General features: G+C 62.6%; 5 protein-coding genes. All 5 read right to left on the bottom strand.

Translation table 11 applies throughout. From position 1 onward, the window contains the following. Position 1 precedes the first annotated feature (1 nt). The gene (locus VF629_RS15470; RefSeq protein ID WP_331059396.1) at positions 2-1,591 is read right to left on the bottom strand and encodes a RagB/SusD family nutrient uptake outer membrane protein; all 1,590 of its coding nucleotides are present in this window, start codon (positions 1,589-1,591) and stop codon (positions 2-4) included. A gap of 22 nt (positions 1,592-1,613) precedes the next feature. Next, positions 1,614-4,865 carry a TonB-dependent receptor gene (locus VF629_RS15465; RefSeq protein ID WP_331059395.1) on the bottom strand — a complete coding sequence of 1,084 codons (3,252 nt, stop codon included), beginning with the start codon at positions 4,863-4,865 and terminating at the stop codon, positions 1,614-1,616. Between the two features lie 126 nt (positions 4,866-4,991). Further along, the gene (locus VF629_RS15460; RefSeq protein ID WP_331059394.1) at positions 4,992-7,145 is read right to left on the bottom strand and encodes a glycoside hydrolase family 3 C-terminal domain-containing protein; all 2,154 of its coding nucleotides are present in this window, start codon (positions 7,143-7,145) and stop codon (positions 4,992-4,994) included. A 212-nt stretch (positions 7,146-7,357) separates the two neighbouring features. Further along, positions 7,358-10,174: a glycoside hydrolase family 2 TIM barrel-domain containing protein gene (locus VF629_RS15455; protein WP_331059393.1), complete on the bottom strand. Its 2,817-nt coding sequence runs from the start codon at positions 10,172-10,174 to the stop codon at positions 7,358-7,360. Between the two features lie 182 nt (positions 10,175-10,356). After that, entirely contained in the window at positions 10,357-11,943 is a 1,587-nt protein-coding gene (locus VF629_RS15450; protein ID WP_331059392.1) for a RagB/SusD family nutrient uptake outer membrane protein, read from the bottom strand. Positions 11,944-11,955: the final 12 nt, after the last annotated feature.

Genomic DNA, 11,955 nt, shown 5'->3' with positions numbered 1-11,955 from the left:
GCTATTTGTAGTAGGGAACCGGCTCCTCGCTCAACTTCGGGTTGGTCTGGCGCTCCACCAAGGGGTAGGGCAGCTTGAAGCTGTTGGCCGTGGGCGTTACCGTGACGATGTTGGCGGGCTCCGTTACTTTCACCGCCGCGGCCGGCGTGTAGTTGAAGGTGTTGCGGTGCTGCTTGCTGACGTAGGCAATGGCGGCGCTGGGGTTGTAGTCGTTGAGGCGAAGCAAATCGAACCAGAACTGCCCTTCCATGCCAAACTCGGAGCGGCGCTCCCGCAACATGGACATCTGGTCGATGGACGTAGCCGCTGTCAGGCCAGCGCGCGTCCGCACCTTGTTGAACGAGGCCAGGGCCGCGGCGTCGGTGGTCGAGGCGTTGTTGCCCAGAATGGCCTCCGCGTGCGTCAGGTACACGTCGGACAAGCGCAGGATGTAGGTGTTGATGTCCGTGTTCAGGGAACCTACCTGGCCGTCGTTGCCGGGGGCGGTGGGGCCGCCAATCACGTACTTCTTAAACGCCGGCTGCGTGGCCGTCATGGTGTAGCCGTTGGGCAGCGCGGGGGTGGTGAGCTCGGGGTAGACGTCCGCGTTCAGGAACATGGTGGCCTTGCGGCGCACGTTGTCGCCGTTGGCCTCGAAGTTCTGGTATAGGTCGTAGGTAGGCGAGATGTTGTTCCAGCCGTCGCCCAGGCCCGTCACGCGGGAGTCGGGGGCCAGGTACGACTGCATGTTGTTCTGCGAGCCCCAGCCGCCGTTGTACACCCACTGCAGGGCAAACAGGCTCTCCGGGTTGTTCTCGTTTTTGCGCAGAAACAAGTCGTAATAGTTGGGCATCAGCGTCAGCTTGCTGTTGTTCACCACGTCGGCGGCCATGTCGCGGGCCTTGTCCAGGTCGGCTTGCAGGCGGGTTCCGTTTTGGGCGATGCCCGCGCGGGTGAGGTAGACTTTGGACAGCATGCCCTTGGCGCCCCAGCTGGTCACGCGGCCCGGCGTGTCGGTGGCGGGCAGGTTCTCGGCGGCGTAGGTCAGGTCCTCAATGATGAACCGGTAAACGTCGGTCACGGTGTTGCGTGGCACCATGGGATTCTCCAGCAGCGCGCTGTTGTCGGTGATGATGGGCACGGCGCCCCAGATGCGCACCAGGTAGAAGTACGCCGTGGCGCGCATGAACCGGGCTTCGGCCACGGCGCCGTTCTTGATGGCGGCCGGCACCGTAGCGGGCGTGAAGCGCGCCACGTTGTTGACCACCGTGTTGGAGTGCGCCACGACGTTGAACAGGCCGCTCCAGCCGTACTGGATGCCGCCCTCGCCTTCGGGCACCGTCAGGTTCACGTAGCCGAAGCGCGGGTTGAAGCTGGCGAAGGCATTGCCGCTCATGGTTTCGCCCACGTCCACGATGAAAGGGTAGTTGAATTCAAACCAGGGCCGGCAGTACAAGCCGGCCGTGACGATGCGCAGTTCCGCCGGAGTCTTGTAGAACTCCTCGATGACGATTTGCCCCTGGGGCGGACGGTCCAGAAAGTCCTTGGAGCAGCTGCTGGCCAGCAAGGTTGCCGCCAAAAGCGAGGCTGTGGTGAGCGTGTTAAATTTCATGGTTGGTGGGTTTTAGAAGTGGTTAAAAACCGATGTTGATGCCGGCGGTGTAAATGCGCTGCATGGGGTAGCGCGCCCAGTCGAAGCCAAAGAGCAGGGGCTCACCCGGGCGGATGGAAGCGCCCACTTCCGGGTCGTAGCCCGTGTAGTTGGTGATGGTGAACAGGTTCTGAACGTTGGTGTACACCCGCAGCGTGCCCACGTGCAGCCGGGTGGCCACGTCGGCGGGCAGGGTGTAGCCGAGCACCACGTTCTTCATGCGCAGGTAGGAGCCGTCCTCCACGAAGCGGGTCGACACCCGGTTGTTGAGGTTGGGGTTGGCGGCGGGGTTGATGCGCGGGATGGTGGTGCCTTCGTTGATGACGTACACGTTGTTGATGTCCGTGGCCGGCTTGGTGGGGTCAATCAGGCCAATGCGCGCAAAGTCGTTGGTGGTGGCCAGCAGGTTGGTGAAGTTGGCGTTCGGGTCTTCGTGCTTCACGCGGGTGTAGTTGAAGATTTTATTCCCGTAGTTGCCGTTCACGAACACCGTCAGGTCGAAACCCTTGTAAGTAACGGTGTTGGTGAAGCCGTACTGAAACTTGGGGATGGGCGAGCCCAGCGTCGTCATGTCCCGCTCTGTGATGACCCCGTCGCCGTCGACGTCCTTGTACTTCAGGTCGCCTACCCAGACGCCGGAGCGCGGGTCCACCGTGAGCCCGGCGGGCAGGGCCGCGCCCTCAAAATCGGAGGCCTTGTTGAACATGCCTTCCACGATGTACCCGTAGAATTCCCCAATGGGCCGCCCCACGCGGGTGTTGGAAATGAGGGTAGAACCGTTGTCTACTTTTGACTGCAGGGAAGCCGTCTCCGAATAAAGGGACAACAGCTTGTTGCGGTTCAGCGAGAACGTGAGGCCCGAGGTCCAGGTAAAGCCCTTTGCCTCAAGGTTGCGGGTGTTCAGGCCGAACTCAAACCCTTGGTTCTGAATCGAGCCAATGTTGAAAAACGGCGACGAGAGGCTGCCGTTGCCCGTGGTGCCGGCAAACGCCGGCAGCGGCAAGCGGATGAGCAGGTTGTTGGTCTTGCGGCGGTACACGTCCGCCGTCAACTGAATGCGGTTGTTGAACAAGCCCACGTCCAGGCCGGCGTTGTAGCTGGTCGTCGTTTCCCACTGCGCCTTCCGGTTGGGGATGTTGGCCACCAGGCCGCCCTGGCCGATGCCCGTTGATGACAGGTTGATAGCGGCCCCGTACACGTAGCTGCCCACGTTCTGGTTGGCCAACAGGCCGTAGCCCAAACGGACTTTCAGGTCACTGATTTGGCTGATGTTCTTAAAGAATTCCTCGTTGCCCAGCTTCCAGGCCAGGGCGTAAGAGTGGGTCGTGACCCAGCGGTTCTCGGGCGCGAAATTGGCGGAGCCGTCGCGACGAAAGTTGCTGGTGAGTATGTATTTGTCAAAAAACCCCAGCGTGACGCGCCCGAAGTACGACTCCAGGGCCCAGTCGCCCCGGCCGCCGCTGTTGGTGTCGGTGGTTTCGTCGCCGGCGCTTATCGTGGTTATCGTGTTGGACGGGAACGCCCGGCGGCCCGCCGCCAGGCTCTGGAACCGACCCGAGCTGGCCTCGTGGCCGAACATGGCATTAACGTTGTGATATTTTTTAAACTTCCTGTTGTATGTCAAGTAGTTACGCACCGTCCAGCTCAGATTCCTGGTCGCGCTTTCGTACGCCGAATTGGGTTGGCTGGGGATGCCGTTCAACTCGTAGCTGGGAAAGAACTGCTGATAGTTAGCCATGTCGAAGTTGAGCGAGGCTTCGTTGCGCAGGGTGAAATCTTTGAGGAAATAAATCTCCCCGTAGACGTTGCCGAACACCTGGTTCCGGTCCGACTTGTTGGTGTTTAGCGTGGCCGCGAACACCGGGTTCGGGTTGTAGGTATTGCCCACGGCAAGGCCCGTGGGGCCGCCAAAGCTGCCGTCCGGGTTGCGCACCGCGATGTCGGGCGTTTGCGTGATGGCCGACTTTACCAGGTCGTAGTTGGTGGAGTTGAGGTTCTCGTTGGTGTTGGACAGCTGCAGGCTGGTGCCGATTTTCAGGAACTTGGTCGTCTTGTTGTCCAGGTTGAGGCGGGCCGAAGCCCGCCGGAAATCGGAACCCAGCGCAATGCCCTCCTGCTTGAAATACGAGCCCGACAGCAGGTACTGCGTGCGGTCGTCCCCGCCGCTGATGCGGGCGGTCGCGCTGTACATGGGCGCGGTGCGGAACAGCTCCTCCTGCCAGTCGGTGCCCTTGCCCAGGTACGCGGAGTTCAGCAGTTCCGGCTTGGTGGTGCCGCCCGTCGCGGCCTGCTTGGCCAGGGTGTAGTCCGTGAACTGCCGCAGGTCCATCAGGTCCAGCTTGCTGGGAATTTGCTGCAAGCCGTAGTAGGTTTCCACGGCCAGCTTGGGCGCCCCCGCCTTGCCCCGCTTGGTGGTAATAACCACCACGCCGTTGGAGGCCTGCGAGCCGTAGATGGACGTGGACGAAGCGTCTTTCAAAATGTCGATGCTCTCGATTTCGTTGGGGTTGAGGCTGGACAGCGGGTTGCTGCCCGTGCCCACTTCGCCCCGGCCCGCGTAGGTCTGCGAGCGCGAATCCCGCATGACCGGTGGAATCAGCACCCCGTCGATGACGTAGAGCGGCTCCTGGTCGCCATTGAGGGTGCCCAGGCCGCGAATCTGCACCGACACGCCGCCGCCGGGCTGGGCCGTGTTCTGGTTGACCACCACGCCGGGCACGCGGCCCTGCAACGCCTGGTCGACGGTGGTGGCCACGGTTTGCGAGATTTCCTTGGCCGACACCGACGAGATGGCGCCCGTCACGTCTTCGCGGCGCTGGGTGCCGTAGCCCACCACCACCACGTCGTTGAGTTGCTTCACGTCCACGCGCAGCACCACGTTGAGGGTGGTCGTTTGCTCCGAAACGGCAATTTCCTGCCCCATGAACCCCACGGAAGAAATCACCAGGGTGCCCGAGTTGCTGGGCAGGTTGAGGGAAAAAGCGCCCGACTCGGAGGTGGAAACGCCGATGGTGGAGCCTTTCAGCACCACCGTGACGCCGGGAATGCCGGCGCCTTTTTCGTCGGCAACGCGCCCCGACACGGTGATGCCGGGCGCAGCTTGCGTGGGCGCCGCAACGGCCGAATGAGCCGCGGCGGGCGACGCGCCGCACAACAAGGCCGCCGGCAGCAGGGCACTGGCTGCGGCTACGCGCAGGTGCCGAAGCGGTCCGGGAATGATTATACTTTTTTTCATAGGAACGTAAAGGGTGGGGTTGATGAGAAGAAATGATGTGTCTGGCTGACTGGCTTCGGCGGTGGGCCGTGACTCCGGTGTGCTGCGTACATTTTTTTAAAGATAACGATTTAACTGTGACATGCTTTACAATTGGAGCACCTGCTGAAACTGGACGTGGCTGGCCGAGGAGCCCACCATCAGGTTGAGCGCGTCTTTTTCCAGCTCGAAGCGCTGCAGGCCTTCGTGCCAGTAGCGCAGGTCGGCGGCCCGCAGCGGGAGGCGCACCGTGCGCTTTTCGCGGGGCTGCAGGGTGAGGCGTTGGAAGCCCTTGAGCTCTTTGCGGGGCCGGGCCACCACCGAGCGCAAGTGGCTGACGTAGAGCTGCACCACCTCGTCGCCGGGGCGGGCGCCGGTGTTTTGCACGTCCACGCTCACCGTGAGCTCGCCGGCCTTGTTGAACTGGCGGCTGCTGAGTCGGAAGTTGGAGTATTGGAACGTGGGGTAGCTCAGGCCAAACCCGAAGGGGTAGAGCGGTTCGCCCTGGAAATATTGGTAGGTGCGGCCGTTGCGGATGTTGTAGTCCAGCATGGGCGGCAGCTGGTCCAGGGAGCGGGGCCAGGTTTGCGTAAGGCGGCCGCCGGGGTTGTAGTCGCCAAACAGCACGTCGGCCAGGGCGTTGCCCAGTTCTTCGCTGTTCTGGGCCAGGTGCACGATGGCCGGCACGTTCTGCTGCGTCCAGGTGATGGCGTAGGGAAAGCTCGACACCAGCGCCACCACGGTGTTGGGGTTGGCGCGGCGCACCTGCTTGATGAGCAGCTCGTCGGTGAGGGTGAGGCTTTTACGGTCCACGGACTCCTTGCCTTCCGAGGCGTCGGGGCAGGTGGCCCAGCCGGCGTTGCAGGTGGGGTGGTTGCCCACCACCACGATGACCACGTCGGCGGCCCGGGCGGCGTTCACGGCGCGGTTGTCCTGGTTGGTTTCCTCGTAGATGATTTTCACGCCTTCGCCCACCTTGGCCCGGATGCCGGCCAGCGGGCTCACCGTGTAGGGCGGCGTGCCGCTGTACCAGTCCAGCAGCACCTGGTCGGCGCGCGGGCCGATGACGGCCAGCGTTTTGAGCTTGCCTTTGTCCAGGGGCAGCAGGTTGCCCTCGTTTTTCAGCAGCACGATGGATTTCTGGGTGACTTTGCGGGCAATGGCCTTGTGCGCCTCCGAGAGCCAGGGCTCCGGCCCGTCCTTGATGGCGGCGTACTTGTTGGCCCCGGCCGGGTCGAGCAGGCCCAGCTTCAGCATCACCCGGAAATCGCCCCGAATGACCCGGTCGATGTCCTTTTCCGTGAGCAGCTTCTCCTTCAGCGCGCCGCGAATCGGGCCGGTGTAGTCGTCCAGAAACTGGTTGATGCCCATCTTGACGGCCGTGGCGGCGGCCCACACGCTGTCGGGTAAGTACTTGTGTTCTTTGTAGAGCAGCTTCAGCGCGCCGCCGTCGGTGCAGATGATGCCGTTCTGGCCCCACTGGTTCACGGTGACGTCGCGCAGCACCGGGCTCACCATCATCGGAATGCCGTTCCAGGCGTTGTAGGAGGCCATGTAGGCGCGGGAGCCGGCTTCCACGCCCATGCGAAACGGCAGGGCGTAGTACTCGTGAAACAGGCGCTCGTCGAAGTTGGAGCTGGTGCGCTCGCGGCCCACCTCGTTGCTGTTGGCCAGGAAGTGCTTCATCAGGGCGGCGGTCTGCCAGTAGGTGGGGTCGTCGCCCTGCAGGCCCTTTATCATGCCCGCCGCCATGGTGCCGTTGAAGAAGGGGTCTTCGCCGTAGCACTCTTCGGTACGGCCCCAGCGCGGGTCGCGGCCCAGGTCGGCGTTGGGCGCCCGGATGACGAGGTTGCCGGTGGCGTACTTGGGGTTTTGCAGCACGTAGCGGGCCTCGTAGCCCTCCACAGCGCCCACTTGCCGCATCATCTCGGGGTCCCAGGTTTCGCCCAGGCCGTAGCCCTGCGGAAACTGGGTGGTGGGCACGTTTTTGCGGCGGTTCCAGTTGGCTGGGCCACCCAGCGCCAGCCCGTGCAGGCCTTCGGAGTGCCCGGTGCCCACGATGCCCAGGCGCGGAATGCTGGGGTTGGTGCCCAGGCAAATGATTTTTTCGTCCAGCGTCAGTAGCGACAGGATGTTGTCGATGCGCTGCTCGGCGGGCAGCCGGGGGTTCTGGAACGGGTACTGAAACTGAGCGGCCGCGCGCAGCAAGCCCAGCGTGAGCAACAGCGCGCTGGTCGTGAACAGGTGGCGGAGCGTTTTCATCAGGTCAGTGGGGTGGGGTAATGGAGTTAAAAGTTGAGAGTTAAAAGTGAAAACCGGACGACTGCCTTCTAACTTTTAACCAGCGCAAGGCCGGTGCCCCCGGCCGCGCGTCGAACATTGTGTTTCTCGCACCACCACCGAGCCGGCGGCGCGGCGGTACTGGTGTTCGCATGGAAGGACTAGGCGATTTGGGTATTCGGTTTGGGTATTGGTTATGGGGTTGTTACTCCGTTGGAAGGCGCTGCTCCACTGCCGCCGAAGTCAAACCACAGGCTGCCGCTGACGGGCGTGTAGTTCAGCATGAAGTTTTTCTGGCTTTGCGGCCCCAGCGAGGCCGGCGCCTGGAACTTGGTGCCGATGGGGGCAATGGCGTTCAGGAAGCTGAGGTTGCCCTCGGGGAAAGCGGAGGAGGTGTTCTCATTTTTGGCCCCCTCCGGGCGGGTGGGCTTGAGCATTTGCAGGTACACGTTCCGGTCGTCGGCGTACACCGTGAAGGGCGACTCCTTGTTCTCCACCACCACCCAGTACAGGTCGGCGTGGTAGCCGCTGAACTCCGGGTACTGCCATTTCTCGCCGGTGATGGCTTGGTTGTAGTCCTTGTGCCACACGCCGAACTGCTGGCCCTTGAGGCGGTTTTTCCAGACCCGGTAGGGGCCGCGGCCCAGCCACTTCATGCCCGTAATCTTGTCCTCGGGGTAGTTGAAGCTGATGCCCATGAAGTCGGCCTCGCCCTTCTGCGAGTACTGGTACTCCAGCCGGGCCGGCTTGCCGGGCGCAAACGTCCACTTCACGTTGAAGTATCCGTTGCCGTCGTAGTTGGCCTCCACCACGTGCGTGGTCCCCGCCTGTGAGTGGCGGAAGTTCTTCAGGGTTTGCTTCACCCCGGCCAGCACCGGCCCGCCGGCCAGCGAAATGTCGCCCTTGCCGTTGTTCACCTTCTGCAGGTAGCCGGTAGCCTTGTCGAAGCTGTAGCGGATGCCGTCGGCGCTAATCTGCAGGCCGTTGCCTTCCTCGGTGGCTTGCACTGCGCCGGCTGCGGAGGTCACTGGCCGTTTTTTGGCGCTGCTCTGGGGCGCGGCAACGGGCAGGGTCCAGGTGTAGACCTCGCGCTTGTCCGGGCCGTAGGCCGTGAGGTAGAGCGCGTCGCTGCGGCGCCAGGTGGCGGGCAGGGCCAGCGGGAGCACGCCCTTGCTGCCGGGACCCAGGGCCGGGGCTGCCGCCGTGCCCGTTGCGTCGGTTTTGGAGGCCACTGTTGGCTCGCCCGGACCGGGGAACGACACCAGCTTCCAGGTGAAGCGGCACTGGCTGAGGTTGGTGAAGTCGTAACGGTTCTCAACTTCGAGGCGGCCATCAAAGCCGGGGGCCAGGAACTTCTGGTTCACCACCACCGGCGACCACAGCTCCTTGATGGTGTAGAAGCTGGCCTCCTTCTCGCGGTGCGGGCCCAGAATGCCGTCGGGCCCGGAGTTGCCGGCGGCGTCGAGCTTGCCGTTCTGGTCGGTGCGCACCGCGGCCTCGTCGTGAAAGGCCCACAAGAAGCCCCCTCCGAAGTAGGGATGCTGGCGCATGGCAGTCCAGAAATCCTCTAGGCCGGCGCCGTGCCCGCCGTCGTAGAGGCCGTGCATAAACTCGGTGGGGAAGAATACCTCTTTGCCATACAGCACTGAATTCGTGATGTAGTTGAAGTCCGGGTAGTGCTTGGTGTCGGTGCCGTTGAACCGCTCCCAGGGGTGAATCACGGGGCGTTTCTGGGGGTCGTACTGCGGGTAGTCGCCGTCGAGGCCGCGGTTGAAGCCGCCCTCGTTCCCGTTGGCCCAGAAGATGATGCTCGGGTGGTTCACGTCGCGCACCACCAGCTCGCGGGTCAGCTTGTGGCCCACAATGGTGTCGTACTGGGCCTGCCAACCGGTCAGCTCGTCGATGACGTAGAGGCCCAGCGAGTCGCACACGTCCAGGAAGTGCGCGTCGGGCGGGTAGTGCGACATGCGCACGGCGTTCATGTTCATCTCCTTCATCAGCCCCACGTCCAGCAGGCTGAGTTGCTTGCTCAGCGTGCGGCCCGACTCCGGCCACTGGCTGTGCCGGTTCACGCCCTTCAGAATGGTGCGCTTGCCGTTCACGTAAATGCCGTCCTGGGCCCGCAGCTCCATGGTGCGGAAGCCGAAGCGCTGCTTCACGCGGTGCACCGCGCCTTGACCATCGGCCAGGGTCACTACCAGGTTGTAGAGCTTGGGCACTTCCGCGTTCCAGGCCTGGACGCCGCTGAGCTGGGTGCGCAGGGTGGTTTTCTCCTGCTCAGCGCCGGCTTTCACGGCGAAGGGCTTGCCCACTGGCTTGCCGTTGAGCTCCTGCACCTGCGCCGTGACGGTGTGGCTGGCGGTCGCGTTCACGGGGAAGGCGTCGAGCCGCAGGGCGCCGTTGGCGCGGGCGTCCAGCGCAATGCGGTCGAGGTAGGTAGGGGGCACAATTTCCAGGTACACCGGCCGGAAAATGCCGCCGAACAGCCAGAAATCAGCCTTGCGCTCGGCTTGGTTCACGGAGGCATTGGCCGAGCGTTTGCTCACCTTCACTTCCAGCAGGTTGTCCTGGCCGGCGGGCTTGAGCTTGTCGGTGATGTCGTACTTAAAGCGGTAGAAGCCGCCCTGGTGCACGGGCCCGGCCAGCTGGCCGTTCACCTTCACTTCGGTGTCGGTCATCGACGCTTCAAACACGATAAACACGTGCTTGCCCTTGCCCGCCGCCGGCACCCGAAACGAGTGCCGGTAGAGGCCCTGCTCGTCGGGGTTCACCTGGTCCTGGTAGTAGTTGTAGGTGCCAAAGCCCTGCTGCTCCCAGTTGGAAGGCACGGCTATTTTGGCCCATTTGCCGCTTCGCTGGCCTGTGGTGCACATAAAATCCCACTGCACCGTGTGGTCCTTGTCGGTACCGGAGAGGTACTGCACCACGGTGGGTTGGGCAACGGCCAGCGCGGGCGCCAAGCCAAGCAACACCAGGAAGAAGCGAAGGAAACTGTTTTTGGGGAGCACCATGTAAGTGGGCTAAAACCGAAAGCCGGCAATGCTGAAATAGCTGCGCAAACCGTGTAAACTGCGCATGTGTGAGGGAAGCCCGAACGGCTGTGCTGCTTAGGGCAGCACAGCCGTTCTCAATGAGTTCAGTCAGGCATGCGGGGTGGGCGTTCCACTCGCCCGGGTACCCGAAGCCTGCTTGCTTACCAGTTGCTGTCCTGCGTGATGTTGGGGTTGTTGTTAATCTCGCTTTGCGGGATGGGGAAGTAGGCGTGCTTGGCCAGGTTGAAGAACTCCTTGCCCTCCTTGTCGCTGTTCTTGATTTCCTGCTCCAGAATGCCCCAACGGCGCAAATCATAGAAGCGCTGCCCTTCGCGGAAGAACTCAATCATGCGCTGGTGCTGAATCTCTGCCATCATCTGCGCGGCACTGAAACCTGGAGCCAACGGCGCTAGCCTCGCCCGGGTCCGAATGCGGTCGACCAGCGGGTAGGCTTCAGCCGGGCGGCCCAGCTTGGTCAGGGTTTCGGCGTAGAGGAGCAGCACGTCGGCGTAACGCAGGGCCTTCTCGTTGATGTCGGAAATCATGGCGCTGACCAGGCCAGTGCTAATCTCGTTTACCTGGGTGTAGTTCTGGTACTTCTTCACTCGGGACGACTTGCCAAATGGGTTGGGGAAGTTGGCCGCAGTGTAGGGCTTGCGGTAGAACATGGCGCCCGGGTACTCCCACACCAGCGTGGCGTACATGCGGGGGTCGAGCTCGTTGGTCGTGGTTTTCTCTTTCTGAAACTCGTTAAACACCTTTTGGGTGGGGTAGCCCTGGTACCAGCCGCCGGCCTCGGACGGTGCCATGGCCTGGGCTGTGGTCGAGCCCTGGGTTTCGTTGGGTGTGCCGTTTTCGTTGCCGCCCAGGTCATTGCCGCCCACGTTCTGCATCTGAATCTCAAACAACGATTCCGGAATTCGACCGTCGGATTGGCCGTTGGCAATGGTTTCCTGAAAGTTGTCATTTTCCTTCAGAAAATTATCCTCGTAATTGGGTAATAATCGGTATTTAAAAGGGGCTTGCACCTGGCCAGAGGGTTGCGACAGCAGCTTGAATTCGGCTTCCGCTGCGGCCCATTTCTCCTGGTAGACGTACGCCTTTGCCAGAAAGCCAATGGCGGCTCCCCTCGTGGCGCGGCCCACCCAGTTGAGTGGCCACTCAAGGGGCAGGTTTGCTTTGGCGTCCTTGAAATCGGCCTCAATCTGCGCCCACACGTCGGCGGCCGGCGCCTTGGGGTTGGCGTACTGCGCCCGGTCCAGGGGCACGGTCAGGATGAGGGGCACCTCCCGGAAGTTGATGATGAGGTAGTAGTAGTTGAGGGCGCGCAGAAACTTGGCTTCTGCGGTGTAGCGGGCCCTCATTTCCTCGGCCATGGGCACGGCCGCAACCCTCTCCAGCACTTGGTTGGCCCGGAAGATGCCGCGGTAGCAGCCGCTCCACAGCGCGTCGGCCTGCCCGGTGGTGGCCGTGTTGGTGAACGTGGTGGACTGGTACATGTCGCGCGAGTCGTTCCGGATGAAGAAGTCGTCGCCGCGGCCGTTCACCAGCTGCACGCCCTTGTAGCCAAAGTAGCCGTTGAAGGGCGATTTGAGGGTCTTGTAGGTGCCCGCCAGGCCGCCCACAATGTCGGCCTCCGTCTTCCAGTAGGTTTCGGCGGTCAGCTTGTTCGGGTCGAGCTGGGTCAGCTTGTCGGAGCAGGAAAACGTCAGGCTGCCGAGGAGCACAAAGCAAACGATGCGTTTCATGATGGGGTATTG

This window comes from Hymenobacter sp., assembly GCF_036388155.1.
Lineage (GTDB): Bacteria > Bacteroidota > Bacteroidia > Cytophagales > Hymenobacteraceae > Hymenobacter.
The sequence above is the reverse complement of the archived record's forward strand: the minus strand, read 5'-3'. Positions and strand labels throughout refer to the sequence as shown.